The organism is Meiothermus granaticius NBRC 107808 (assembly GCF_003574355.1).
Taxonomy (GTDB): Bacteria; Deinococcota; Deinococci; order Deinococcales; family Thermaceae; genus Meiothermus; species Meiothermus granaticius.
In genome coordinates this window covers 37,583-62,728 of the sequence record NZ_QWLB01000011.1, presented here as the reverse complement: position 1 = coordinate 62,728, position 25,146 = coordinate 37,583, and the positions used below count along the sequence as shown (strand labels likewise).

General features: G+C 62.9%; 30 protein-coding genes and 1 tRNA gene. 18 read left to right on the top strand and 13 right to left on the bottom strand.

Going from position 1 to position 25,146, the window contains the following annotated elements:
* Positions 1–31 precede the first annotated feature (31 nt).
* From Mgrana_RS05660 to Mgrana_RS05610, 11 genes are all read left to right on the top strand, one after another.
* Positions 32–730, top strand: coding sequence for a gamma carbonic anhydrase family protein (locus Mgrana_RS05660; RefSeq protein WP_119356632.1), 699 nt, complete (start codon positions 32–34; stop codon positions 728–730).
* 50 nt (positions 731–780) lie between these two features.
* The gene (locus Mgrana_RS05655; RefSeq protein WP_119356631.1) at positions 781–1,155 is read left to right on the top strand and encodes a hypothetical protein; all 375 of its coding nucleotides are present in this window, start codon (positions 781–783) and stop codon (positions 1,153–1,155) included.
* 72 nt (positions 1,156–1,227) lie between these two features.
* Positions 1,228–1,671 carry a hypothetical protein gene (locus Mgrana_RS05650; RefSeq protein WP_119356630.1) on the top strand — a complete coding sequence of 148 codons (444 nt, stop codon included), beginning with the start codon at positions 1,228–1,230 and terminating at the stop codon, positions 1,669–1,671.
* A gap of 1 nt (position 1,672) precedes the next feature.
* Positions 1,673–2,119: a copper resistance CopC family protein gene (locus Mgrana_RS05645; RefSeq protein WP_119356629.1), complete on the top strand. Its 447-nt coding sequence runs from the start codon at positions 1,673–1,675 to the stop codon at positions 2,117–2,119.
* A gap of 8 nt (positions 2,120–2,127) precedes the next feature.
* Positions 2,128–3,231, top strand: a complete 1,104-nt coding sequence (locus Mgrana_RS05640) for an MbnP family protein (protein WP_119356628.1) — start codon at positions 2,128–2,130, stop codon at positions 3,229–3,231.
* 11 nt (positions 3,232–3,242) lie between these two features.
* Positions 3,243–3,665, top strand: coding sequence for a copper chaperone PCu(A)C (locus tag Mgrana_RS05635; RefSeq protein ID WP_119356627.1), 423 nt, complete (start codon positions 3,243–3,245; stop codon positions 3,663–3,665).
* 1 nt (position 3,666) lies between these two features.
* Complete coding sequence (locus tag Mgrana_RS05630) at positions 3,667–4,092, top strand: copper resistance CopC family protein (protein ID WP_119356626.1); 426 nt, start codon at positions 3,667–3,669, stop codon at positions 4,090–4,092.
* Positions 4,093–4,133: 41 nt separating this feature from the next.
* Complete coding sequence (locus Mgrana_RS05625; protein WP_119356625.1) at positions 4,134–5,276, top strand: CopD family protein; 1,143 nt, start codon at positions 4,134–4,136, stop codon at positions 5,274–5,276.
* A gap of 63 nt (positions 5,277–5,339) precedes the next feature.
* A complete protein-coding gene (locus Mgrana_RS05620; protein WP_119356624.1) occupies positions 5,340–6,353 on the top strand; it encodes a cytochrome-c peroxidase in 1,014 nt (337 codons plus the stop codon).
* Positions 6,354–6,356: 3 nt separating this feature from the next.
* Positions 6,357–6,767 carry a hypothetical protein gene (locus Mgrana_RS05615; RefSeq protein ID WP_119356623.1) on the top strand — a complete coding sequence of 137 codons (411 nt, stop codon included), beginning with the start codon at positions 6,357–6,359 and terminating at the stop codon, positions 6,765–6,767.
* A gap of 220 nt (positions 6,768–6,987) precedes the next feature.
* On the top strand, positions 6,988–7,479 hold the full coding sequence (locus Mgrana_RS05610) for a fasciclin domain-containing protein (RefSeq protein WP_119356622.1): 492 nt from the start codon (positions 6,988–6,990) through the stop codon (positions 7,477–7,479).
* 55 nt (positions 7,480–7,534) lie between these two features.
* Here Mgrana_RS05610 and prfB read toward each other — a convergent pair.
* Positions 7,535–8,633 (bottom strand): peptide chain release factor 2 gene (gene prfB, locus Mgrana_RS05605; RefSeq protein WP_119356621.1). Its coding sequence is split into 2 segments (ribosomal slippage): positions 7,535–8,581 and positions 8,583–8,633, totalling 1,098 coding nucleotides; the frame shifts between segments, so codons are not numbered across the junction.
* Between the two features lie 109 nt (positions 8,634–8,742).
* Between prfB and Mgrana_RS05600 the strand changes: the two genes are divergently transcribed.
* Positions 8,743–9,210, top strand: a complete 468-nt coding sequence (locus tag Mgrana_RS05600) for a DinB family protein (protein WP_119356620.1) — start codon at positions 8,743–8,745, stop codon at positions 9,208–9,210.
* Positions 9,211–9,228: 18 nt separating this feature from the next.
* On the opposite strand, the gene murA is transcribed toward Mgrana_RS05600, so the two are convergent.
* Positions 9,229–10,512 carry a UDP-N-acetylglucosamine 1-carboxyvinyltransferase gene (murA, locus tag Mgrana_RS05595; RefSeq protein WP_119356619.1) on the bottom strand — a complete coding sequence of 428 codons (1,284 nt, stop codon included), beginning with the start codon at positions 10,510–10,512 and terminating at the stop codon, positions 9,229–9,231.
* Between the two features lie 198 nt (positions 10,513–10,710).
* Here murA and Mgrana_RS05590 point away from each other — a divergent pair, with 198 nt between their 5' ends.
* Positions 10,711–10,938 carry a transcriptional regulator gene (locus Mgrana_RS05590; RefSeq protein ID WP_119356618.1) on the top strand — a complete coding sequence of 76 codons (228 nt, stop codon included), beginning with the start codon at positions 10,711–10,713 and terminating at the stop codon, positions 10,936–10,938.
* A 15-nt stretch (positions 10,939–10,953) separates the two neighbouring features.
* Here Mgrana_RS05590 and rsmF read toward each other — a convergent pair whose 3' ends face one another.
* Entirely contained in the window at positions 10,954–12,333 is a 1,380-nt protein-coding gene (rsmF, locus tag Mgrana_RS05585; RefSeq protein WP_119356617.1) for a 16S rRNA (cytosine(1407)-C(5))-methyltransferase RsmF, read from the bottom strand.
* 18 nt (positions 12,334–12,351) lie between these two features.
* On the opposite strand from rsmF, the gene acpS reads away from it, so the two are divergent.
* Positions 12,352–12,717, top strand: coding sequence for a holo-ACP synthase (gene acpS, locus Mgrana_RS05580; RefSeq protein WP_119356616.1), 366 nt, complete (start codon positions 12,352–12,354; stop codon positions 12,715–12,717).
* A gap of 20 nt (positions 12,718–12,737) precedes the next feature.
* Here the strand turns inward: acpS and Mgrana_RS05575 are convergent, their stop codons facing one another.
* Positions 12,738–15,182: a BamA/OMP85 family outer membrane protein gene (locus Mgrana_RS05575; RefSeq protein ID WP_119356615.1), complete on the bottom strand. Its 2,445-nt coding sequence runs from the start codon at positions 15,180–15,182 to the stop codon at positions 12,738–12,740.
* An 87-nt stretch (positions 15,183–15,269) separates the two neighbouring features.
* Between Mgrana_RS05575 and gpmA the strand changes: the two genes are divergently transcribed.
* The gene (gene gpmA / locus Mgrana_RS05570; RefSeq protein ID WP_119356614.1) at positions 15,270–16,016 is read left to right on the top strand and encodes a 2,3-diphosphoglycerate-dependent phosphoglycerate mutase; all 747 of its coding nucleotides are present in this window, start codon (positions 15,270–15,272) and stop codon (positions 16,014–16,016) included.
* A 40-nt stretch (positions 16,017–16,056) separates the two neighbouring features.
* Here gpmA and yqeK read toward each other — a convergent pair whose 3' ends face one another.
* From yqeK to Mgrana_RS05535, 7 genes are all read right to left on the bottom strand, one after another.
* Positions 16,057–16,623: a bis(5'-nucleosyl)-tetraphosphatase (symmetrical) YqeK gene (gene yqeK / locus Mgrana_RS05565; RefSeq protein ID WP_119356613.1), complete on the bottom strand. Its 567-nt coding sequence runs from the start codon at positions 16,621–16,623 to the stop codon at positions 16,057–16,059.
* A complete protein-coding gene (gene nadD, locus Mgrana_RS05560; protein WP_119356612.1) occupies positions 16,598–17,170 on the bottom strand; it encodes a nicotinate-nucleotide adenylyltransferase in 573 nt (190 codons plus the stop codon). Before nadD ends, yqeK begins: the two co-directional genes overlap by 26 nt.
* Positions 17,171–17,220: 50 nt before the next feature.
* Positions 17,221–18,471 carry a GTPase ObgE gene (gene obgE, locus Mgrana_RS05555; protein ID WP_119356611.1) on the bottom strand — a complete coding sequence of 417 codons (1,251 nt, stop codon included), beginning with the start codon at positions 18,469–18,471 and terminating at the stop codon, positions 17,221–17,223.
* A gap of 75 nt (positions 18,472–18,546) precedes the next feature.
* Positions 18,547–18,822 (bottom strand): 50S ribosomal protein L27, encoded by a 276-nt coding sequence (rpmA, locus tag Mgrana_RS05550; protein ID WP_119356610.1) that lies wholly within the window; start codon positions 18,820–18,822, stop codon positions 18,547–18,549.
* A 19-nt stretch (positions 18,823–18,841) separates the two neighbouring features.
* On the bottom strand, positions 18,842–19,147 hold the full coding sequence (gene rplU, locus Mgrana_RS05545; protein WP_119356609.1) for a 50S ribosomal protein L21: 306 nt from the start codon (positions 19,145–19,147) through the stop codon (positions 18,842–18,844).
* A gap of 155 nt (positions 19,148–19,302) precedes the next feature.
* Positions 19,303–19,378 (bottom strand) — tRNA-Ala (locus Mgrana_RS05540).
* A 41-nt stretch (positions 19,379–19,419) separates the two neighbouring features.
* Complete coding sequence (locus Mgrana_RS05535; protein WP_119356608.1) at positions 19,420–20,007, bottom strand: Uma2 family endonuclease; 588 nt, start codon at positions 20,005–20,007, stop codon at positions 19,420–19,422.
* Positions 20,008–20,277: 270 nt separating this feature from the next.
* On the opposite strand from Mgrana_RS05535, the gene Mgrana_RS05530 reads away from it, so the two are divergent.
* The 3 genes from Mgrana_RS05530 (at position 20,278) to Mgrana_RS05520 (ending at position 22,635) form a co-directional block, all read left to right on the top strand.
* Positions 20,278–20,658 carry a prepilin-type N-terminal cleavage/methylation domain-containing protein gene (locus Mgrana_RS05530; RefSeq protein WP_119356607.1) on the top strand — a complete coding sequence of 127 codons (381 nt, stop codon included), beginning with the start codon at positions 20,278–20,280 and terminating at the stop codon, positions 20,656–20,658.
* A 68-nt stretch (positions 20,659–20,726) separates the two neighbouring features.
* Entirely contained in the window at positions 20,727–21,092 is a 366-nt protein-coding gene (locus Mgrana_RS05525; protein ID WP_119356606.1) for a type IV pilin protein, read from the top strand.
* Between the two features lie 94 nt (positions 21,093–21,186).
* Positions 21,187–22,635, top strand: a complete 1,449-nt coding sequence (locus tag Mgrana_RS05520) for an O-antigen ligase family protein (RefSeq protein ID WP_119356605.1) — start codon at positions 21,187–21,189, stop codon at positions 22,633–22,635.
* On the opposite strand, the gene Mgrana_RS05515 is transcribed toward Mgrana_RS05520, so the two are convergent.
* Positions 22,632–24,143, bottom strand: coding sequence for an ABC transporter permease (locus Mgrana_RS05515; RefSeq protein ID WP_119356604.1), 1,512 nt, complete (start codon positions 24,141–24,143; stop codon positions 22,632–22,634). The genes Mgrana_RS05520 and Mgrana_RS05515 overlap by 4 nt on opposite strands.
* On the bottom strand, positions 24,144–25,142 hold the full coding sequence (locus tag Mgrana_RS05510; RefSeq protein ID WP_240631263.1) for a thiamine ABC transporter substrate-binding protein: 999 nt from the start codon (positions 25,140–25,142) through the stop codon (positions 24,144–24,146). It abuts the gene before it with no gap.
* Positions 25,143–25,146 lie beyond the last annotated feature (4 nt).

Below are 25,146 nucleotides of genomic sequence, written 5' to 3'. Positions count from 1 at the left end.
GCTGCAGGGAATCGGCTAGGATAAACAGAACATGCCTGTATACCGCCTGGATACCCTCGAACCCCGGATTCACCCCTCAGCCTTTATCGCCCCCAGCGCCATCATCGTGGGCCAGGCCGAGATCGCCGAGAACGCCTCGGTGTGGTTTGGCGCCACCGTGCGCTCCGATACCGAGCGGGTGGTGATTGGCCCAGGCACCAACGTCCAGGACGGGGCCATCCTGCATGCCGACCCCGGTGAGCCCTGCCTCTTGGGGCCCAACGTGACGGTGGGGCATCGGGCGGTAGTCCATGGGGCAACCGTGCTCGAGGGGGCCCTGATCGGGATTGGGGCCATCGTGCTGAATCGGGCCAGAATCGGCCGGCATGCGGTCATCGGCGCCGGGGCGGTGGTTCCACCCGAGATGGAGATCCCCGACGGGATGCTGGCCATCGGGGTTCCGGCCAAGGTGCGCGGCCCGGTCGAGCCCTCCCTCAATGCCCCCCGGTATGTGGAGCTTTCCCGGCACTACCTGGCCCATCTGGCCCCCATCGCCCCGATTGGGCGATACCAGGTCACCCTGCGCGGTCAGGACGCCCTCAACCCCTTCAGTGACCTGCACCTACAGCTCAAGCGCGGGGAGCCTGAGGCCCTAGGCGCGCTCAAGGCCGTGGCCGAAGGGCGTACCGGGGATGTGGCCCCCCAGATCCTGCAGGAGTTGATGCGCGAAGGCTTGATCCGCTCGATTTAGTGAGGACCTTTATCCCCTCCCCAGTCTGCTAAGCTAAGGGTTGAGTCGGCATGCGCTTGGGTCATCCTCAACCCATCCCCCTCCACCGCGCCATGGTGGCGGGGCTGGTGTTGATGCTGCTCCTGACCTCCACCCTGGTGGCCCTGCGGGGCATCGCCATGATGAACCACATGGCCCTGCTGGACCAGGCCACCCATTGCTCAACTCCGCAGCCTTCGGCGCATGCCCCCTCGAGCCTGCCCAAGTCCCATCTCGAGCACTGCTCGCTGTGCTTTGCCCAATGGATCGAGACCTCTAGCGCAGAAGACCTGACGGTGAAGCGGCTCGAGGTGACGCACCTGCGGCGGCTACACCTCTACGCGGCCCAGGCCAAAAATGAATTTCTCCAAACCGTGGTTCCTCGAGGCCCGCCGGTTTTGCTCTGATCCTTCATCGGCCTAAACCCTCGAGCGGTCTCAATAACCCAACAGCGGTTGGATGTTTTGTGGAGTGTGTTCATGCGTTTACTCACCCCTTTGATCTTTTTGGCCTTCGCCCTGGTTCCGGTATTTGCCCACGAGCACGCCGAGGTCGGCCCGTATAGCCTGGCCATCGGGCAGCGGCTCGAGCCGGCCATGACCAACATGGTCAACGGGCTGGACCTGATCATCACCAACAAAGCCGACAACTCCCCGGTGGAGGGTGCGGAAAAGGGACTCACCGTAGAGATCATCGCCCCCAACGGCACCAAGCGCACCTTTAGCGCGGACGGGAAGTATGGCCCCAACAGCCTGTGGGCCCAGTATGGGCAGAAGGGGCGCTACACCACGGCCTGGATTCTCACCGTTCCCGGGCAGTACCAGGTCCATATCTTTGGGCAGATTGGCGAGACCAAAGTGGATGTCACCGTGGGCGGTCGGACCTGGCTCATCCCCAACAGCGCCGACTACACCTTGAAGTAACATGCGACGGCTATCCCTCTGGCTTTGGGCGACCCTGGCGCTGACCGGGGCCGCCCTGGCCCACGCCTATCTGGACCGCTCGAGCCCCGCCGGTTGGGAACGGGTGCAGAGCCTGCCCAAAGAGGTTCGCCTGGTTTTTACCGAACCGGTTGAACTCCGACTCTCGACCTTCAAGGTCTACCCGCTTAACGTGCCCAAAGAGGCCCTGAACGACAGAACCCAGCTTGGGGCCCTGGGGGGACAGCTCTACGCTCAGGTGCTGGGGGTCAAAGGCGACGAGGCCCAGCGCGCCGACACCGGGGTGAAGACCCCCGGTCAGAGCAGCGATCAGGTCGTGATCGGACTGAAAGACGGGCTAAAACCCGGAGCCTATGTGGTGATGTGGCGGGTGCTCTCGGTAGATACCCACATCACCCAAGATTTTTTCATCTTCACCTACCAACCTTAGGAGGTGTCATGTTCAAACCTGCAGTTCCCGCCTTAGCCCTACTCCTGAGCGGCGCGGTTTTGGCCGCCCCGGTAGAGCTCAAGGTCTCGCTCAAGGTAGGAGACCAGCCTTTGGTCCTGGGGCAGACCTACCAAAACCCTGCCGGTAATGCCTACTCGGTCAACCTGCTGCGCTTTTACCTCTCCAATGTGGCCCTGGTGCGGCGGGATGGCACAGAGGTTAAAGCAGGGGGCCTCACCCTGGCCGAGTTCAAGCCGGGCGGCCCCACCCAAGAGGTAACGGTCCTGAAGATGGAGGTCCCTACAGGAGACTATGCCGGGATTCGCTTCAGCGTGGGCGTTCCGCGAGAGCTCAACCATCTGGATGCGGCCAAGCAGAGCGCCCCGCTCGGCGTGGGCTCGGGGATGTACTGGTCCTGGAATGCCGGGTACATCTTCTACCGCTTCGAAGGGCGGTACATGCGGGCAAACACCCCCACCCCCTTCTTGCTGCACCTAGGGGGCGACGCAGCCATGCAAAACGTCAACCTGGCCGACCTCGAGAGCTACAGCACCCCCATCCCGGTGAGCGAGGGCGGGGGTACCGTCCAGGTCAACCTGGACGTGTCCAAGGTGTTCAGCGCAGGGGTCGGTGGGGAGCCCTATGATCTCAGTGTGGCCAAATACACCCAGGTTCATGGGGGGCCGGTGGCCCTGCAGGCCTACACCAACCTTCAGGGGGCCTGGTCGCTGGACACCCGCACCCAGGCTTCCACCCAACCCTCCATCAGCGGGACGGTAACGGTACCCGCCGGTATGCCGCTGGAAAAGGTGGTGGTCTGGCTCTGTCCCGCCAAGGACGCAATGTGCCTCGAGCCCCCCCTCAAGGCCCTGCGGCTCTCTGGCTCTGGGCGCAGCGCCGGCTACAGCTTTACCGATCTGCCTCCAGGCCGCTACGCGGTCTGGGCTTTCTACGATAAAGACGGGGATGGGGTGTACAAGCACGGTAGCGACACCATGATGGTCCCCTATTTCAAAGGCAGCCCCATGACCATGCCCATGGGCAACCACACCATGCTTCAACCCACCTTGGTGATGCCCCCGGCCCAGGGCATCAACCTCGAGCTCAAATAAAGGAGTCCCCTGTGAAATACCTGTGGATCTTAATGACTGCGGTGGCTTCGCTGGCCATGGCCCATGAGCTCACCGTACAAGACGCCTGGATACGGCTGCTGCCCGGCAGCACCACCTCGGCCTACATGACCCTCATCAACCCCGCGGCCAAGACGCCTGCCCAAATCGTGGGGGCCAGCAGCCCCGCAGCAGCCAAAGTCACCCTGCACACCACCATGGAGATGTCGGGGGGCAACGCCGAGATGACCACCATGAAGCCGCTGGCCTCGGTGACGGTGCCCCCTAAGGGCAAGGTGGTGTTCAAGCCGGGGGGGATGCACCTGATGTTGGAGGGGCTCAAGGCCCCGCTCAAGGTGGGACAGAAGATCAAGATCGTCCTTAAGTACAGCGACGGGGACACCCAGACCGTGATCTTCACGGTGCGCAACCAGTAACATGCGACCGCTCCTGGCCTTTCTCCTGTTGGTCAGCGGGTTGGCCCTGGCTCATGCTGAGCTCGAGAGCTCCATCCCGGCTATGGATTCAACCGTCAAAATCCCGCCCCAGAGCGTCTCCATCACCTTTACCGAAGCGGTGGAGGTCAAGCTCTCTGTCTTCAAGGTGTATCCGCTGCCCGGCAGCGGCAGCCTCGAGCGCCTGAACCAACAGGCCCAAGCCCTGCTGCCCCAGGTCATCGGGCTGAAAGGGGACCAGGCCCGGCGCGCTGACAGTGGCCTGCGCACCACCGCCAAGACCAGTTCACAGGTTGTGATCGGGCTCAAACCCGGTCTGAAGCCGGGGGCCTATGCGGTGCTGTGGCGCAACCTGGCCACAGATGGGCATACTTCGAGCGATTTCTTTGTCTTCATCTACCGGCCCTAGCCACAAAAAGGCGCTCGAGCCCCGCAGGTCCCCCAAAACCTATGCACCACCAAGGCCACGACCTAACCCAAAGCTACATTCAAGCCGCGCTCTACCTCGGCGTGTTTGCCCTGCTGGGGGCCGGGTTTTTCGCCCGCTACATCGGGCCCGAGGTGGCGCGGGCACAGGCCTGGCGGCTATGGTACCTGCTCTCCCTGGGGTTCCTGCTGGCCCTGGGGGCCACGGTTTATGGCTCCTACCATGCGGTCTGGATGCTGGGGGACCCCTCGCTGCTGTTGGAGTACTGGACTGAGACCAGCCAAGGCAACCTGCTGGCCGCTCGAGCGGTGCTGATGCTGGCCTTACTGGGGCTTTCGCTGGGCTGGGCTCGGTTTGACCGCTGGCTCTGGCCCCCGCTGGCCCTGGCCCTGCTGCTGTCTCTGGCCCTGAACTCCCACGCCGGGACCAAAGGCCCAGCCATTTACCTCACCGATCTGGTACACCTGGCGTTCGGCGCGGCTTGGGCTGGGAGCGTATTGGCTTTAGCCCTCACCTGGCCCAGGACGCGCTTTGAGGCGGTGCGGGTGGCGCTCGAGCGTCTTTCCAAGCTGGGGTTGATCTCGGTGGTGGGGGTGGGGTTGGCTGGGGTGGTGCTGGCGGTGGTTCAGCTGGGGGGGTGGGATAACCTCTTTGGCTCGAGGTATGGCCGTACCCTGCTCCTCAAGCTCGGGGCGGTGGCAGCGGTTCTTGCTGTGGCTGCGGTGAACCGGCGGTGGCTGATGCCCAGGGTCAGGCAAAAGGCCGTGCGCGGCCTGGGAACGGTAAGCCTCGAGGCCCTCCTGTTGGTGCTGGTTCTGGCCCTGAGCGGCCTGCTGGCCAGCACCGAGCCCCCCACCCCCGCTCCACACCGGCTCAGCCTCGAGGGAAATACCGGGGCACAGCGCTACAGCGGCCAACTGTACGCCGAAGCCGGCCAGGTGCAGCTCCAGTTAGAGCTTAGGGATCTTCGCGGTCAGCCGCTCAACCCCGCTCCGGCCATTCCCCTGCGCCTGGTCAAGGACGGGGAAGCCGTTGAGCAAACCCTCCAGCCCCTACAAAGGGCCCAGTACCGCACCACGATACAGGTGCCGCCAGGAACCTATGAGGTCACCCTGGCCCTGCCCGAGGAGACGCTCGAGTACACCCTGGTGGTGCCCGCCCGGTAGTACCGGACATCTTTCACTTGAACCCTCACCAACCTTTGATACCCTCAAAGAGGGACAGAAGCTATGGCCAAACGGAGTTTACTGGGCATCGTGCTGACCGGGGTTGCGCTGGCGGCTTCAGCCGGCTATGTGGTCAAAGTCCCCGACCACTTCCCCCCGATGCCCATCCCCGACGACAACCCCATGACCATCGCCAAGGTAGAGCTGGGCCGCCAGCTTTTCTACGACAAGCGCCTGAGCAGCGACAACAGCGTGGCGTGCGCCTCCTGCCATAAGCAGGAATACGCCTTCAGCGATGGCGGCCATGCGGTCAGCACCGGAGTGGAGGGTCGAAAGGGAACCCGCAACGCCCCTTCCCTAGCGGATGTGGGGTACCGCGACAAGCTCTTCTGGGAAGGGGGTTCCCCTCGGCTCGAGACCCAGGCCATCGGTCCCCTCACCGATCCCAACGAGATGAACATGGATCCGGCCGCGCTCGAGGCCAAGCTGCGGGCCATCCCTGAATATCAAACGGCCTTCAAAGCGGTCTTTCCCGACGGCATCACCATGCTCAACATCGCCAAAGCCCTCTCGGCTTTTGAGCGCACCCTGGTCTCGGCCAACAGCCCCTGGGATCGCTACCGAGAGGGGGATCTAACCGCCCTCTCCCCGGCTGCCCTGCGGGGGATGCAGCTCTTTTTCAGCGAACGCGGGGACTGCTTCCATTGCCACAACGGCCAAGACTTCACCGACGATTCCCTGCGCAACACCGCCCTGGCTACGGTATATGAGGATATCGGTCTGGCCCGGATCACCGGTAAGGACGAGGACGTGGGCAAGTTCAAGGTGCCCACCCTGCGCAACGTCGAACTGACCGCCCCCTACATGCATGACGGTTCATTCAAAACCCTGCGTGAGGTGGTGGAGCACTACAACAACGGGGGCCAGGCCAACCTCAACGCCGATCCGCTGATGCGCCCGTTGGGGCTCAGCGAGGCCGAGGTGGATGACCTGGTGGAGTTCCTCAAGGCCCTTACCGACCGCAGCTTCACCCAAGACCCCCGGTTCGCTCCCCCCAGCCCCGCCGCATCTCGGTGAGCCATGCGACTCCAACGCTTTCCCCTTCTGCTCTTGGTGTTGGCCCTCGGGTGGGCCCATCCCCTCTCCGGGAACGGGCCGGTCTCGGGAGAGGTCAAGTTTGAGCCCGACGACCAACCCATTGCCGGTAAGACCACCGTCACCTACCTGACCTTTGTCTCAATCAATGGGGTCAACCTCAACCTCAGCGACTGCTACTGCCGGATGCTGGCCTATCAAGGCCAGGCCAGCGCCCAAGCCAAGCCGGATGTACAGCTCACCTTCAGCGATACCGGGAAGCGCCTCGAGAGCAAGATCACCTTTCCCAAACCCGGGGCCTACGTGGTGGTGGTGATGGGGCGGGCCTTGCCGGGGAAAAACCTGCCCCCCTTTATCCTGACCGCCTTGATCGTGGTGAACCCCCCGGCCAACTGAAGCGGCACGAGTAGCCCCAGACCCAAACTCCCAGCCGCCTTGCGGGTAAGCTTAGGGGAGACCCCCTTTCAGCTCAGGTTCTAATTTGGAATTAGACTACAAAGTAGATAGTATGAGAAAAATCTGTGTAGGACACCCCTAATTGCAGCGGGAAGGGGCTGCATACACTGGGCATGGTCTCACCATTCCTAACCGCTCGAGACCGTAAAGGAGAGCTCCGATGAAACCACGCATACTGTTGGTCCTCGCAGCCCTAGCCATCGCTGCCCTTGGATGGGGTCAAGCCCAGAGCATGAGCAACCGCACCATCGCCGAGATCGTCGCCAGCAACCCCCAGTTCAGCACCCTGCTCACCGCCCTCAAGGCCGCCGGCCTCGAGCAAACCCTAGCCGAGAAAGGCCCCTTCACGGTGTTCGCCCCTACCAACGAAGCCTTCGCCAAGATTCCCAAAGCGACCCTCGAGGCCCTGCTCAAAGATAAGGCCCAGCTCACCAAGATACTTACCTACCACGTGGTGGCCGGGGTCGTGAAAGCCGCAGATGTGGTGAAGCTGAGCAAAGCCAAAACCCTCGAGGGAAGCGACATCACCATTGCGGTCAAGGATGGCAAGGTGGTGCTCAACGGCGACTCCACCGTGATTCAAACCGATATCGAGGCCAGCAACGGGGTCATCCACGTGATTGACACCGTGTTGATGCCCCCGATGAAGTAAACCCCATCCACCCCCAAGCCCCTCGAGCGGCTCGAGGGGCTTGATCTATAAAAGGCTATTCCTCGTCCTCGGTGGCCACCGCCTCGCGCCGCCCGGCTTTCCACTCCAGCCCCGCCCAGATCAGGCTTTCCAGGTCCCCATCCAGCACGTTCTCGGGGTCGTGGCGCATCTCTCCGGTGCGATGGTCTTTGATGTACTGCTTGTCCAGCACGTAGCTCCGGATCTGGCTGCCCCACTCGTTGGGCCGGGTCTCCCCACGCAGCCGGGCCAGCTCCTCCTGCTTTTTCTTATACTCGATCTCGAAGAGCTTGGAGCGCAGGATGTTCATGGCCATCTCTTTGTTCTTCTGCTGGCTACGGGTAACCTGACACTTGACCAAAATTCCGGTGGGCAGGTGCACCACCCGTACCGCACTGTCGGTGGTGTTGACCCCTTGCCCACCCTTGCCCTGCGAGCGCATCACGTCGATGCGCAAATCCTCGGGGTTGATCTTCACGTCCACCGATTCATCCACCTCGGGCATCACCTCGAGGGCCGCAAAGCTGGTCTGGCGCTTGCCCTGAGCGTTAAACGGCGAGGGCCGTACCAGGCGATGCACCCCAGCCTCCACGCTGAGCAAGCCGTAGGCATTCTCCCCCCGCACGATGAACTGGGCGTAGTCTATCCCGGCTTCAGCACCCGGCTCCAGGTCAATCACCTCGAGGCTAAAGCCATGCCGCTCGGCAAAACGGGTGTACATGCGATACAGCATCTCGGCCCAATCGCAGGCCTCGGTGCCCCCAGCCCCCGGCTTGAGGGTGAGGATCGCGGCATTTTCGGCATAGGGAAACGAGAGCAGGGTTTGGTGGTAGAGTTCGTCCAGCTCGCGCTCCGCCCGCTCGAGCTCCGGTTGCATCTCAGCGTGCTCCTCGGCGCTCATCTCCGGCCAAAGCTCCAAAAGCCCCTGCAGATCGGATTCCAGCCGGCGGTATCCCTCTACCGCCTTGCGCAAGCGGCCCGCCTCTTGGGTGAGCTTGCGGGCGTTGGCCGGATCATTCCAGAGGCTGGGATCGTTGATTTTGCTGCCGAGTTCGCTCAGGCGGGCTTCTTTACCGGGGATGTCAAAGATACCCCCGAAGGGCCTCGAGTCGGTGTTCCAGGGTGGCTAAGTCCATAGCGCAGCAAAGTATAGCCGCTACCGCCCAAAGACTCAACCAACGGGACCGGCTGGGTTCAGCCCAGCCCCAGGAATTAGGCGCAAAATACACCCAAGGAGGCCAGACCATGGAGACCACGGCCCTAAGAGCCCAGATTCAACAACTCCTGCGCGGCGGAAACGCCCACGTCCCCTTCGCCCAAGCGGTGGAGGGTTTCCCCCTCGAGCGGGTCAACCAGCGGCCCCAGGGTCTGCCCTACTCGGCCTGGGATTTGCTCGAGCACCTGCGCATCGCCCAGCGGGATATCTTGGACTTCATGGTCAACCCCCACTACAAGGAGCCCCATTGGCCGCAGGATTACTGGCCGAGCCGTCCAGGCGATGCCCAAACCTGGCAGGCCAGTGTGCATTCATTTGAGGGGGACCTCGAGCGCATAATCCACCTGGCCCTCGACCCGCAAATTCAGCTCGACGCGGCAATCCCCCACGGCCAAGGGCAGACCTACCTGCGGGAGTTCCTGCTTGCCGCCGACCACAACGCCTACCACATCGGGCAGTTGGTCTTGCTGCGGCGGCTCCTGGGGGCCTGGGGTTAGATACCCTCTGAGAACGGGTTAGTCTGCTGCCAGCGAGAGTTCGGGGACCCGAACTCCGATCTGTGCGCCCAGGCTGTGCAGGCGATTCTCGATATCGTCATAGCCACGCTCGATGTAGCGCATCCCGCTGATGTGGCTTTCCCCCTCTGCGGCCAAGGCCGCGATGATCAAGCCCCCCCCCGCCCGAATATCCTTGGCCTCGACGGCCGCCCCAGTGAGGGTACGCCCCTGAATCATCAGGGTGCGGTCTTTGAGGGTGACCTCGGCCCCCATGCGGGCCAGCTCGCTGGCGTGGGTAAACCGATCGGGGTAGATGCGATCCGAGACCAACGAGGTGCCGCTGACCGTAGCCAGATAGGCCGAGACCGGCGGCTGAAGGTCGGTGACAAACCCAGGGTATTCCCGAGCCTCAACGTTGAAGGGCTGTGGATGGGGGGTGGCCTCGAGGCGCACCCAATCCTTCCCCGTCTCAATTTTGTGGCCTGAGTGGGCCAGCTTGTCGAGCAAGGAGTCCATGTGGAAAGGCTCCACATGGGTCAGGGTGACGGATCCCCGGGTGGCCGCGGCCGCCAAAAGGTAGGTTCCGGCCTCGATCCGGTCGGGGATCACGCTGTAGGTGCCCCCCCCCAGCACCGGCTTGCCCTTGACCTGCAGGATGCTGCTGCCACACCCTCTGACCTCCGCTCCCAGCTGGGTTAGGAAGTTGCACAAGTCCACGATCTCCGGCTCCTGGGGGGTGTTGACCAATACCGCCTCACCGCCCAGCGCAGCCGCCATCAGGGCCTGCTCCGTGCCCCCCAGGGTGGGCAGGTCGTAAACCACCCGGCCCGAGGCCGGCTTGTGGCGCCTTGCAGTGTAAGCCACGCCCTGCTCCGTAATCTCGGTGGTGACCTCAAACCCCAGCGCGCGCAGGGCTTTGATGTGCTGATCCACCGGTCGCTCAGCAAAGTTGCAACCGCCCGGCAGCGGCACCGTCCCCTCTCCCGCCCGCGCCGCCAGGGCTCCCAGCACGTTGAAGCTGGCCCGCATCTTGCTGACCAGCTCGAAGGGGGCATCGGTTCGGATGATTTCGGGGGTGTGCAGGTGGAGGGTGCGCCCTTCCCAGGCATGGCGGGTGCCCAGGTGGCCCAGAAGCTCGAGCAGCACCTCGATGTCCCGCAAGCGGGGGACCTCGGTGAGGGTCACCGGTTCAGCGGTCAGCAGGCTCGCAGCCATCAGCTTCAGGGCTGAATTCTTAGCCGGGAACACCCGCAGCTCCCCCTGCAAAGGCTGTCCACCACGGATGGTTAGGGTTCGGTCCATATCGGCGAGATCATCTCCAGGTGCAGCGTACCGCAAAAAATGTGTAGATCCTGTGATCCTTGGAGTCTTACACATCTTACTCACTTTGAGTATGAATAGCATCTCCCACATTGTCAAGCGCAAACGTACCGTGCTAAAGTGTAGGCATAAGCGCACTTGAGTATTCGTGCAGGGTCATACTCAGGGTCGCGGGTTCTTATGCCGAAGAAAGAGAAAAAACGGCTCCAGGTGGTCATTAGCGACGAGCAGGATGCCCTCCTAACCAAGCTGGCCTACGAGCTTTCCAGCCCCGAGCAGCTGGTCTCGAAGTCGGAGGTCATCCGGCTGCTGATCGCCACCGGCAGCCAGGAAACCGAAGGGCGCAAGGAGGAACTGCGGGAGCTGTTGAAGCGGCTCGAGGCCGAGGACAGCGAAAAAGGCTCTTGAGGCTGAGGGATCCGTTTATAGCCCGGTCTTTCCTGGACGCAGGATCCCGCCCTTGAGTTTTCCCCATCCCAGTGGGAACTCCCCCACCTCGGTTTGCAGGGCCGCCAGCGCCCAGCCTGGCTCCCCTTCCGCTTCCACCGGCTCGCCCAGGGCAAACTTGAGGGCTCGAGGGTCCTCCGCCCCCAACCGCACCACCGGCCCCACCTCTGCCGGCCTTAGCGCGTGGGCCAGCGACTTGGCCGGCAGAAAGCGCCCCGAACCCCGGTGTTGTCCGGTGCGGGCCTCCCCCAGATAGAGTCCGGGGGCCGGGGCCTTGAGGCCGGAGAGGCTGGGTAGATCCTGGGGGAGAAGGTACAGGTGGCCGGAGCGCTGCCAGATTGGGCCTTCAGGAGGGGTTTTCAGATGCTCCGTGGCCCAGGCGCGCCAAAGGGCCTCCACCTCACGCGGGAGCGGGGAAGGGCGCTCGAGGGGCGGGCGATTCTCTAGGCCCTCGGTCTTTCGTAGCCTGGCCAGAAAATGCCCTTCCCCCCGCAGTTTATGCGGCCACAGCCGGGCCGTGCGGGAGAGGGCGGGGTTCCCATCGCCCCACTGGGGAACCCCAGGGGAGAACGACGGGTCAAGGTGGGCGTTCTCCAGTTCCCAGCCTGGATTACCCCGCAGGAAGGCTGCGATCACCTGTTCGTTTTCTTCCGGTGCGAAGGTGCAGGTCGAGTAGACCAAAATTCCCCCAGGGCGCACCAGATCGCCCGCCGCCCCGAGCAGGCCGCGCTGAACTCGAGCCGCCCGGGCCGGAGCCCCCGGCCCCCAGTGGCGCACCACCTCGGGGTCCTTGCGAAACATCCCCTCCCCTGAACAGGGGGCATCCAGCAACACCCGGTCAAAAAAGGCCCCCCACTGGGCTGCCAGCCGCTCGAGGGGGCTCGAGACCACCGCCACCCCCATCCCCCAGCGTTCCAGGTTTTCCAAAAGCCCCGGCATCCGCCCGCGATCCACCTCATTGGCCACAAGCAACCCCTGCCCCTGCATCCTCGAGGCCAGATGGGTGGTCTTACCCCCCGGAGCCGCGGCCAGGTCCAGCACCCGCTCGCCCGGCTGAGGATCCGCCAGCACCCCTACCGCCTGAGCGGAGGGCTCTTGAATGTAGTAAAGCCCCGCATAGTAATAGGGATGGGGTCCGGGCCGGGCCTCCGCCGGATAGTAAAAACCTTCCGGGGACCAGGGAATGGGCTCGAGCCGCCAGGGGCTGAGCTCCTGCAGTTGTGCTGGGCTGAGCTTGAGGGTGTTGGTGCGCAGGCCATAGCTGCGGTCCTCTGAGGCCAGCGCCGCCCTAAACGCAGGATACTCGGCCCCCAACAGTTCAGCCATGCGGCTTAGAAACGGCTTGGGCAACTCCACAGCGTACAATCGTACCCGATGGCCATCCTCGCAATTGGAACCGATCTTGTGGCCCTGGAGCGGCTACGCGGGGTCTGGCAGCGCCACCCCCAACGCTTCTTGCAGCGCCACTTTACCCCCATAGAGCTGGAGTACTGCCTGAGCCAAACCGACCCGCTGCCCTCGCTGGGCGCTCGATTCGCCGCCAAGGAAGCCTTCCAAAAAGTCTGGCCCCAAAGCTTCGGTTGGCGTGAGGTTTGGGTAGAAAATCGGGGACGAAAACCCGAGCTCAACTTCAGCACAGCCATCGCTCAGCACATGCGCTTAGAGGGCTTGCGTGCGCACCTCTCGCTGTCACATGAGCGGGCCTACGCCCTGGCCGTCGTGGTCCTGGAGCAGCCATAAAGCAGCCGCTCCCCATCTACCTAGTAGGAGACCCCCAAGCGCAAGCTCAGTTTGCCGGTGGGATTTCTCTGGCTAAACCCATAATCTATGCGCAGCGGCGGCAGCACCGCCCCCAGCAAGTCAAGGTTAAGCTGAACCCCTACCCCAGCCCCCAGATAGAAAGCATCCGGCTGGGTCGTCGCCGGCCAAATGCGGCCAAAATCAGTGAACACAAAACCGTAGAGATTGGTTCCACCCTGGGGGTTAAGGCCAAAGTCATAGCCGTATTCGACCGTCCCGGATACAAGCGAGGTCCCCTTGTCCAGGAAGCGAGGATCATAGCCCCGCAGGGTGGTGATGTCGGAACTATTGCCGCCCAAGCTAAACTTCTGGCTATCCTGGGCGGTCCCCAAAATGGTACCCAGCGAAAGCCGTACCGCTATAGCCTGCCGCGCCGCCTGGTCCAGGCGGAAATAGGTCTTTCCCGTAATCACTACCGGCACGTACTGAGTTGGCGCGCTTCCGCTGGGGAAGGTGAGGCCATAACCGGTGCTGACCCCCACCGAGAACCCCTGGGTGGGGAAGTCGGGCCGATCCACATCCGAGTAGGTGGCCGAAAGGTTAAGGCTCAAGCTGCCATAGCTATTGGGCAGGAGGGCCTGGGCCGCATCCTGGAAGGGCTGGCCGATCTGCACATCGGTGCGGGACTGGAGGAAGTCGGTAACGTACTCATAGCCAAACCCAGCCCCTATGAGGAGTTTGGGCAAGCTCGCCGACCAAGGGCGGCTGGCGCTGATTCGGAAGCCGGTGCGCCGCTCGGTGTACTGCCAACCGGTGTTGTTGTTGTTGGCGTCGTAAAGGGTAATGTTGGGATTAAGGCTGCTGTAAACACCGAAGGTCAGCGAGGTTTTAACCTCCTTGAGGTCGGCGAAATCGGTGTAGAGCCAGGGTATGGTGTAGGAAGCGCTGAAGGTGAAGAGCTGTCCGGTGGGGTTGGGGTTAGCCCCTATGGTGATGTTGTACTGGTGGGCCAGCCCCCAGAGGTTAATATCGTTCACCCCAAAGCTGCCTTCCCAGCCCGTGGTGCTGCTCCAGCCAATCGCCGGCTGAAAGGTACCGGTTCGGGCTTCCTTGAGGCTCAGCACCACCGTAATTTGTCCAGGCTGGTCGGTGCCCTGGAAGGTTACGGTAGGGGGTTCAGAGAATAGACCGGTACGCAAGAGGTTGGAGATCCCCTGCCGCAGCGCCGGGACCGAGAGCAGGGTTCCCGGTTTGGGCAGCTCACGAAGCACCACCTCCGGTTGGGTACGGGTCAGGGGTGGGTCTATGCGGTAGCCTGCGATGTGCAGCTCAGTGATCCGCTGGGTATAGGTTCCGTTATCAAAGCTGGGACTGGGTTGCTGCACCAGGTCATAGCCCGCGTCCCGGTACAGGCGCAGGATACGGGCGAAGTCTTCTTGGGCCAGGGTGGGGTTGTACTCGTCCCCAGGCTTGAGCCGTAACACGGAGAGGATCTGTTCACTGGGGATTGCGGTATTCCCTTCGATCACTACCTTGTTGATGGTGCCGTAGCGCTGTGCTCCAGCCTGGAAGGTCAGCCGCACCCCATCCTCGCCGACCGGCTCGGGGGTAAAGTTGACCACCCGGCCAATCTGCTTGGACAGGGCGTTCACCCCGTCTAGGATCTGGTCTACGTTAAAGGGATCACCCACCTTGAGGCCCAGCGAGCTGATATTGAGGTCTGGAGCGTTGATCTCAGCGATCTTCAACTCTTTAAAAGCCACCTTGAGGACCCCGTCCTCGAGCGCCGTTTTGGCCAGATCCACCCCGCTGCCCCGAAACCCGGCGTTGGCATAGATCTCCCCGACCTGCTGTACCGCGCTGCGGAAGCGCTCAAAGCTGAACTTGCCGTTCTCGGGAATGTTCTGCAACAGCCCTTCCACCTTGTCTTTGGGCACATAGGTGGGGTTGGCCACCTGGACGCTTTTGACCTCGGGGCTCTCGTTCACATTGAAGTTCAGCTCCACCCCCTGAGGGGTGTCCTTGGCCTCGGGGGTGATGGTGGGAACGAAGGGGAAACCCTGGTTTCGGTAAATCTGCGCCAGGGCATCCGCAGCCTCAGTGGCTTTCTTGGCGTTGAAGGTCGAGCCCACTCCGATGGCCTGCTCGGTCTCGAGATACCTGAGCACCGCGTCGGGCGGAAAGGCTTTGGAGTTGGTGGAGACCTTGACGATGGGCGGGTTGGGGGTTACCTCGACAATCAGTTTTTGACCCTCGAGGCTCACCTTGACGTCTTTAAAATACCCGGTCGCCAGCACCGCGGCTTTAGCCTGGGCTAGATCCCCCGGCTCGTCACCCACCCCAAAGGGCAGGGCAATGCGGGCAAGGGCCTGGAGCACGGGATCAGCCCCGCGCACCTCGACCTCTTGAATCGGCGCTGCGAAGGCAAAGCACACGAGTAGCAGCAGCGAGGATAATCGCTTCATGGCTTCAACAGTATTGAACTCTGGTGAACGCGGTGTGAGAGGGAGCAAAAGCCTGTAGTACCCTATATGAGGTTGGAGGCTATAGACATGCACAAAATCGTACTGCTGCGGCACGGAGAAAGCACCTGGAATCAAGAAAACCGTTTCACCGGCTGGACCGACGTAGACCTAACCGAGCGGGGGGTCGCTGAGGCTCACGAAGCCGGGCGGCTGCTGCGCGAGGGGCAATACACCTTCGATGTGGCCTACACCTCGGTGCTCAAGCGGGCCCTGAAAACCCTCTGGATCACCCTCGAGGAGCTCGATCAGCTTTGGATTCCCGTACACCCCTCCTGGCGGCTCAACGAGCGGCACTACGGGGCCCTGCAAGGGCTGAACAAGGCCGAGACCGCGGCCAAGTACGGCGAGCAACAGGTGCTCGAGTGGCGCCGCAGCTACAGCATCCGGCCCCCCGCCCTGGAGCCCTCGGATCCCCGTTATCCAGGTCACGACCCACGCTACGCCCACCTAGACCGCCACACCCTGCCCCTCACCGAGTGCCTGGCCGATACCGTGGCCCGCTTCCTGCCCTATTGGCAAGACACCATTGCCCCCGCGGTGCGCGAGGGCAAACGGGTGTTGATTGTGGCTCACGGCAACAGCCTGCGGGCACTCATCAAGTACCTGGATGGGATCTCCGATGAGGAGATCGTGGGCCTCAACATCCCCACCGGCATCCCGCTGGTCTACGAGCTCAACGCGCACCTCGAGCCCCTGCGCCATTACTACCTAGGGGACCCCGAAGAGGTAGCCAAACAAATGCAGGCCGTGGCCAACCAAGGCAAGGCCCGGTAGGTCACCGGCCTAACCTTAGGTCGCTGCTCCGGCTTGGCCCTCAGTGGGAACCCGTTCCATTCTTGAGCCGGCGGTAGGCTTCCACGGTGCGCGGGTGCGGGGTGATGCCTTTCCCCTGCAGATAGGTAACCTTGCTGACCACGGCCCGCTGATAGGCCTCGAGCAACGCCCCCTTCAAGGCCAGCTCGCGGATGTCCTCGTTAACCCCACGCCCCGGCTCACTGCTGTCGGCCACATAGACCGCCATGCCAATCTGGTGGGCCGGGTTCACCCCGTACACATGCCCCTCGATGGCCTCGAGCACCTCTGGGTCGTGTACCCCCCACCCCTCGGCCAGCCGCCTCGAGACCCGACCGTGCAGGGCCAGCGGGTGGCTGCGCTCCACCTCGTTTTCCGGAGGGGCCTGCTCGATCAGCTCCTCAGGGCTCATATCCCGGGCCGCATCGTGCAGAATCGCCGCTAGGTAGGTTTTCTCTTCATCGAGGCCATTGGCCCGAGCAATCTCCAGGGCCAGATCCGCTACCCGCAAGATGTGCGCAAAGCGGTTCGGGCTTACCCGCTGCTGCACCTGCTGCAACAGCTCAGCGGTAGAGACGGTGTTTGACAATGTATTCCTCCACCAACCGGGGCACCAGGTAGCGGATGCCCTGGCCTTCTCGTAAACGGGAGCGTATCATACTGCTGGAAATTTCCAAACCGGGGATCTCGAGGGTGTGCACCCGGCTGGAGAAAAAGGGATCCATCCGGTAGGTATACCCTGGACGGGTCACCGCCACCAGCTGAGCCAGCTCGGTCAGCCGCTCGGCCTGGTGCCAGGTGTTCACGTCGTTGTAGGCGTCTGCCCCGGTGATGAAAAACAGCTCGAGGGGGGGGGGCCACCCCCGATGGAGTCCCTCCAGGGTGTCCACCGTGTAGCTGGGGCCTGGGCGGTCCAGCTCTAAGCGGCTGGCCACCAGCCGCTCATCGTCGGCGGTGGCCAGCACCGTCATTTCATGGCGGGCCTCCGGCGGGGCGATGGGGGTTTTGTGGGTGGGGCGAGCGGTGGTGATAAACAGCACCCGCTCCAGCCTCAGCGCTTCACTGGCCTCCGAAGCCACCAGCAGATGGCCGTTGTGAATGGGGTCAAAGGAGCCGCCGAATATCCCCAGTCGCATCGCGCCCATCCTCCCCATTCCGGCCCTCAAGCCCCCGAGCTTGTGCGGGCCTAGTCCACCTCAGGAATATACTCGAACTCCTGATCCCCCAAGCGAACGGTATCCCCCGCACGCACCCCATGCCTTTTGAGCACCGCCTCAATGCGGTAGCGCTTGAACAGATCCTGCAGGTAGCCGCTGGCCTCGAACACATCGCCTTTGAGCCGGCTCAGGTGGCGCTGAAGCTGAGGGGCCTCGAGCTCATAAACCCCCTCCTCGACCTCGGTCACCTTGACATAGTCGGCCTCGGGCGGCTGGGGCACCGGCGCCTCGAGCCGGGGTTTGGGGGCCGCCTCAACCAATGAGAACAACACCCCGACCAGCTCGGGCAACCCCTGGCCTTGGGTGGCCGAGACCGCCAACACCGGCAGGCCAAACCCGGTCAGCTCCGCGATACGCTCCTGTAGTTCCCCAGGCTCCAACAGATCGGCCTTGTTGAGGGCGATCACCGATGGGCGGCTCAGCAGTTGAGGGTCATAGGAGCGCAGTTCAGACCGCAGCAGCTCGAGGGTCGCCCGGGGCTCCTGGCTGGCGTCCAGCACATAGAGCAGCACCCGGGTCCGGGCGATGTGTCGCAGGAACTCCAGCCCCAACCCTTTCCCCTGTGCGGCCCCCTCGATGATGCCGGGGATATCGGCCATGGTGATCCGCCGGTCCTCCCGCTCGATCACCCCAAGCTGCGGGGCCAGGGTGGTGAAGGGGTAGTTGGCGATCTTGGGATGGGCTGCGGTCAGCGCCGCCAGCAGGCTGCTCTTACCGGCGTTGGGGTACCCCACCAGCCCCACATCGGCCAGAAGCATCAGCTCGAGGCGTAGCCTGCGCTTTTCCCCCAGCTCACCCGCCTCAGCAAAGCGCGGGCCCTGACGGGTGGGGGTGACGAAGTGCAGGTTACCCCGTCCACCCTCCCCACCCCGGGCGGCCACAAAGGTCTGCCCCTCTTCAATCAAGTCGGCCAGCAGTTCACCGGTGGCGGCGTCAAAGACTCGAGTGCCTCGAGGCACCTCTACCACCAGATCTTTACCGTCGCGGCCATACATCCCCTTGCCCAGGCCATGCTCCCCCTTTTCGGCCTTGTACACCCGTTTAGACAGGGTAGAAAGCGAGTCAACCTGGCCCAGCGCCCGCAGGATTACCGAGCCGCCTCGGCCCCCATCGCCACCATCCGGCCCCCCTTTGGCAATGTAGCGCTCCCGGCGAAAGCTAATGCTGCCGTCACCGCCATTTCCGGCGGTGACGCTAATTTCTAGGGTATCGCGAAACATACGCTCAAAGATAAAGGCCGAAGGCAGGTGCGCGGCCCAGGGGCCTCTCGCCTCGGCTTTCGGCCTTTGGCTGGATTAGTCGCTGGCAGCAGCGGGCTCAGCGGCCTTCACGGTCACATAGCGGCCCATCCGGCCCTTGTCCCGAAAGGCCACCACTCCATCGGTCAGGGCAAACAGGGTGAAGTCGCGGCCCATCCCCACCCCTTCCCCAGCCTTGAACTTGGTGCCTCGCTGGCGCACCAACACATTCCCCGCCAACACCTGCTGCCCCTCGAAGCGCTTGACCCCCAACCGCTTGGACTGAGAGTCGCGCCCGTTCTTGGTCGAACCTAAACCTTTTTTATGTGCCATATCAATCGCCCCCTATAGGCTAGGCGCGGATCTCCTTGACCAAAATTTCGGTGTAGGGCTGACGGTGGCCCTTCTTACGGCGGTAGTGGATCTTGGCCTTGAACTTGGCCACGATGACCTTCTTGCCCTTGCCCTGCCCCAGCACCTCGGCCACCACCTTGGCCCCAGGAACCGTGGGGGTACCCCAGACCGTTTTTTCTCCGCCCAGCATCAGGGCATCGAACTCCACGGTCTCGCCGGGGTTGGCCTCGAGCTTCTCCACCCGCAGCTTGGCCCCAGCCTCGGCGCGGTACTGCTTTCCACCTGTTTTGATGATCGCAAACATAATCACTCCGTAAGGGTCGCCGCTGGGGATGCTATAGCAATCGAAACCAGCGGCTCGGGCCTTTCAACCCAGCCAACTGACCACTATAGCGGCTGCCGGGAGATCCTTCAAGCCCAAAGAGAAAAACCCCGGCTTGCACCGGAGTTTTTATGAGGTGGTGGAGCTGAGGGGATTCGAACCCCTGACCTTCTGAATGCCATTCAGACGCGCTCCCAACTGCGCCACAGCCCCGCAAACAGCAAAGGTAATGTTAGCGGCCCTGCTGGGGGTTGTCAAGCCTGAAACTCGGGATCGGGGCGCTCGAGCGGCACCTCCAAGCCCTCATACACTTCGTCTAGGCTGAGCTCCATCTCTGGGCAGGGCACCGGGAAGCGGCCCTCCCCCGCCACATCCAGGTAGAGCCACCGCTTGCCCTCGCGGTAGTAGCCCTCGACCCTGCGCGAGAGCGAGTCCACCAGGATGTACGCTTTGAGGCTGGCCATCTTCCGATACTTGTGCAGCTTTTCGCGCCGGTCGGAGCCTTCGGTGCCTTTGGAGAGCACCTCCACAATCAGGCACGGAGACTTTTTGTAATAGGTCTCGTTGTCATCTGGGTCGCAGACCACCATCACATCGGGGTAGTAGCCGGTAAGCCGGTCTACCTTGAGCTTCATGTCGTTTGCATACACCCGGCACGGCCCTTTCCGCGCAGCCTGCCAAAGATGCCCGGCGATGTTCATGAGCACCCGATTGTGCCGGTCGCTGGCCCCCGCCATCGCGTAGAGGATCCCGTCCACCAGCTCGTGCTTGGTCTGGGCCTTCTCCTCAAAGGCCAGGTACTCCTCGAAGCTCACCGGCTTCAAGACCTTAGCGAGGCTCATGTCCTCAGTCTAGCCAGGCCTGAGGCCATGTCAAACCGCCTTCCTGGAGGGCATAACTTACACCCGTGACCGAAGATTAAGACGCTGTAACGCCGGAGGCCCCAAGTTGGGTTATTTGCCGCATCGCCCCTGAAGTCCCCAGGCTATACTCATCCTCGGAGGTCGGGAAGAGCCCGGCCCCACCATAGGCAAACCGGCCCGAAGCCCTCTTTAGCACTACCGCAATACCGCGCCCATATAAATCATCTCGCGCGGAGCCCAAGGAGAACCATGAAGAAGCAAGGCTTTACCCTGATCGAGCTGTTGATCGTGATCGCCATCATCGCCATCCTGGCCGCGGTGCTGATTCCCAACCTGCTCTCGGCTCGCCAGCGGGCCAACCTGACCGCCGCCCAGGCCTACGTGCGCAACGTAGCCACCCAGTTGGAGGCCCAGCGTGACCCCTCCACCGGCGCTCTGCCCACTGGCATGAACACCTGCGCTCTGGCCAACCCCGGGGCTGCTGTCCCGGCTGCAATCACTCCTGGCAGCTGCACCATTACCTTTACCAACAACAACAACGACTTCACCATCACCGCGAGCAGCTTGAGCAACGCCGGCAAATCCACCATCACCTACCAAAGCCAGAACGGGGCCTTCAGCTTCAAGTAAACCGCAGGCCTTTCCTGGGAGGTGGGGCAGCCAAGCCTCACCTCCCTTGCTCTAAAAAGAACCCGGCTATGAGCAAACATGGCTTCACCCTGATCGAGTTGCTCATCGTCATTGCGATCATCGCGTTGTTGGCGGCGGTTCTGCTCACCAATGTCCTGGCGGCCCGCCAAAGGGCCAACCTAACCGGCGCCCAGGTGTATGTGCGCAGCGTGGCCACCCAGCTCGAAGCCACCCGGGACCCGCTGACCGGCGCACTGGACCCATCGGTCCAAACCTGCACGAGCAATTTCGGCCCCAAGCCTTCATCGGTTACCGCTTGCAGCATTGCCTACACCAACAACACCAATGATTTCGTCGTCACCAGCACGCTGAGCAACGCCGGCAAATCCACCCTCACCTACCAAAGCGAGAGCGGGGCCTTCAGCTTCCAGTAAACCACCGCCGGCCCCAAAGCCCCTGGGAAAGCCCCCAGGGGCTTTTAGGTCATATAACCCCACTGAACCCCCAGCCAAAGCTAAATTGGGCTCGATGCCCTCTACCCAGTATCTGCCCTTTGCCCAGCGCAGCCTGTTCATCTTCGCCCTGGTGTACCCTTTGGTTTTGTTTCCTGGGGCCCCCTTCATGCCTTTGGCCCAGTGGCAAAACTCCGGTTATGACTCCGCCGAGCTTTTCCAGCTCTTGCCCAAGATTTGCTTTCTGTTTCTGGCTGGGCTGATTGGTTTTATGGTCTCCCGCCCGATCCCCTGGCGGGAGCCTCTGGTCTGGCTGCTGGGGGGGCATCTGGGCTTAGTGGTTTTGGGGGCGATGCTCTCCGGAGATGACTTCACCTTCAACTTCCTGGGCCCTCCCCGAAGGATGGACGGCATCTTCTATCATCTTGGGTTGGTGCTCCTGGGGATCTTCGTGTACTCCACCCTTCGCCGGGACCCCCAAAGGGGGCTGCGCATCGCGCTGTTGGGGCTTTTTTGGTCGGGGGTCGTTCAGGCCGGGGTGGCCCTGCTCCAACGCCTCGGGGTAGATGTGTTTAGCCCCCTGGTGCGCTACTTTCCCTACAACGCCCCGGTGGGGACCATTGGCCAGCCGGGAATGCTGGCCGGGTTGCTGCTGGGCAGTTTTCTGGCTGCATTGGTTCTGTACCGGCTGTCTGAAGGAAAACCCCGCTGGGGAATCCTGCTGGGGGTGCTGGTGATCGCCGCGGCCATTGGGGTCAGTACCAATCGCTCCGCGCTCATTGCGCTGGTGGTGGGCCTGGTGGGGCTCAACCTTTCCCAGCGCTCGCTGGGGCTTTTCGGGGCCTCCATTCTGGCCATGCTGGCCCTGTTGGGGGGTAAATACCTCCTTCCCAACCCGCATGGATTTGCACGGGGATACGGGGATACCCTGACCTTTAAGATCCGGCTGCAGATCTGGCAGATCGCGCTCGAGGAGATCCAGAAAAACCCCCGGCTGCTCCTGACCGGCGGAGGCCCCGATGCCTTCAAGCTGGCCATGCTGCGAAATCCCCCGGTGGATCGGCTAATGGAGGCCTATCGCCAGGAGTTGAACTGGCCCTCCAACGCCACCATCTCCAAGGTGCAGGTCGTGCAAGACCCCGATGCCCCCCTCCGCACCAAGCAGCTCTGGGTCACGTTTAGCACCTATGGGGAATATAAGAACCACACCGTCGTCTACGATTTCCTTCTGGATAAAGCCCACAACTTCCTCTTGGACCGGCTCCTGGACTATGGTTTGCTGAGCGTGCTGATCTGGATACTGCTGTACCTATTCCCCTTATGGCGGGATATCCCCCACAAGACCTCGAGCTTTGGAGGGTTGGCCTGGATTCTGGTGGGGTTGTTTGTGTACTACCTGGCCTGGTTCCCTGTGGTGCAGGTGGAGCCCCTGCATGTCCTCCTCATCGCCGTCACCTGGGCCCTGCTCGTGCCAGAACGCATTTCTATCCGCTCGGTGAGGACGGTAGCGGCCAAAGCGGGTTAGTCCTCCTTTCGCCGAGCGATTCCAAGAAACAACCCACTTCCCACAAGGCACAGCAGCGCAGCCAGCACCAAGGCCTCGCCAAAAGGCGCTTGCCCCGGCCTCCCCAGGCGCTCGTAGATCGCCAGCGATAGGGTCGTCCATTCGGGCCGCTGAAGCACCAGCGTGGCCCCAAACTCCCCCATCACCGCGGCCAGGGCCAGAGCCAACCCACCCCGAAACCCCGGCTGCACCAAAGGCCATTCCACCCGCCAAAAGCGGCGCCAGGGGGTGGCCCCCAGCACCCGGGCGGCCTCGAGCAGGCTTTTGGGCATGGCCCGTAGGGAGGGCAGCCAGGCCCTGGCCAGCAGGGGATAGCTCAGCAGGGCGTAGGCCGCAATCAAGAGGAAGAGCGAGCCGCGCAGCCCAGGATAGGCCAGCAGGTATCCCAACCCAACCGCTACCGGCGAGACCAGAAGGGGCAGTAGCCCCAGCCCATCCAGAAAACGGTTGCCCCGCCAAACCGCATAGGCGTATAGCCCGGCCAGGGGCACCCCCATCAAGAGCGCAAGCCCCGCAAAAGCCAGGGTGTGGCCCAGGGCCAGCCCTGCCGGGGTGAAGTCTGTGCTGTGCCAAACGCTCTCCCAGGCCCCTGGGTATTGTAGGGCCCGGAAGAACAAGCTCAGCAGCGGGCTGTAGAGGAGCAGAAAGACCATCCCCAAACCCCCGGTAAGGGCCCAGGCCCCTCGAGCCGAGACGGGCCTGGGCGGCCCAAAGGTTCCAACCTGCAGGGCGAAGCGCTCCTGCAGGCGCAGGTAGAGAAGGAGCACCGGCAGGCTCACCGCTAGCTGCATCAAAACCAGGGCCGTGGCCTGGGGAAAGGCCAGCCGGTAAGCCAGGGCGGTGTAGGTCTCGACCTCGAGGGTCCCCCAGCGTATCCCGCCCAACAGGAGCGGCACCCCAAAGCTGGTGAAGCTGTAGAGGAACACCAGGCTCCCACCGGAAAGCAACCCCGGCATCAGCAGCGGAACCCCTACCCGCCAATAGGCCCGCAGCGGGGTGGCCCCCAAGGTGCGGGCTGCCGCCAGGGGGGGCTCGAGACCCGGCAACAGGGCTACCAAGGGGCGCAGCACCAGCCCCAGGTTGTAGAGCACGCTGGCCCAGAACAAAATCCCAGGCGTACCGTACAGGTTAACCCCCAGCACCCCCCTCGGCCCGACCAGGCTCAGAAACCCGATCGCCACCACCACCGTAGGGAGCACAAAAGGCACCGTCGAAGCGGTCAGAAGGAACGCTCGCCCCGGAAAGCGGTAACGAAAAGCATAGGCCAGGGGCAGGGCCAAGAGGATGCACAACAGCGAGGAGCCCAGCCCATAAACCAGGCTCCAGCCCAGGCGGCCCCAGTAATAGGGATTGGAGAAGGTCGCCCCTATCCCCTCCCCCAGGCCTAAAGCCAGAATCCGGCCCAGCGGATACAGCAAGGCCCAACCCAAAAAGGCCAGTACCGGGAGGGCCAGCAACCAGCGCGACATTCAGCGGCTCGGGGCCTGACCTTGCAGCACGGTGCGGGTCCACTCCTCGATCCAACGGTCGCGGTTTGCGGCAATCCACTCCGGGGAGAGCCGGACCGGTTGGCTCGGGGTCTCGGCCCATTTGAAAACCTCGGGCAGGGCCGCCCCGCGCAGGGCCGGAAACACCCACATCTGGGTGGGAATGGCCTCCTGCACCGGCTTGGAGAGCAGCCAGTCAATGAACTTCTGTGCCGCGGCTAGGTTCTGGGTTCCTTTGAGGATCCCGGCAAACTCAACCTGGAAAAACGTGCCCTTGGGGAAGAGCAGGTTTCCGGTAGGCGGGGTGCTGGGCTTGGGCCGGGCCTCGCTGTAAAACAGTTCGGCGGCGGGGCTGGTGGTGTAGGAGACCACCAACGGGCGGTCTCCCCCGGCTCGAGTGAAATGAGTATAGTAGGCCTCGCTCCAACCGTTGGCCACCAGGACCCCATTCTTCCGCAGGTCGGCCCAGAAACCCAGGTAGCGATCCTCACCAAACGCCGCCACCGTAGTCAGCAAAAAGGCCAGCCCCGGCGAACTGGTGGCCGGGTTTTCCACCACCAGCAGCTTGGCGAACTCCGGCTTGGCCAGATCGGCCAGGCGGGTGGGCAAGGGCTTATTCCTGAAGTAGTCCTTGTCGTAGTTGAGGGCCACAAAACCATAGTCCACCGGGGTGGCGTAGCCCTGGGGGTCAAGGAGGGTCTCTGCCCGCAGGTTTTTGAGCTGGGGCGAGAGGTAGCGCTGCAAGATTCCCGCAGCCAGGGCCCTCGAGAGCAGGGTGTTGTCGAAGCCGTAAATTACATCGGCAATGGGCGCCCCTTTGCTCAGAATGGCCTTGTTGAGCATGGCCCCTGCGTCGCCGCCTTTGAGAAACCGGAGCTTGATCCCGGTCTGGGCCTCGAACTGGTCCACCAGGCCCTTGTCCATGGCCCAGCTATCGTGGGTCAGAACGGTCAGGGTGGTCGCCTGGGCCCAACCGGTCATGAAC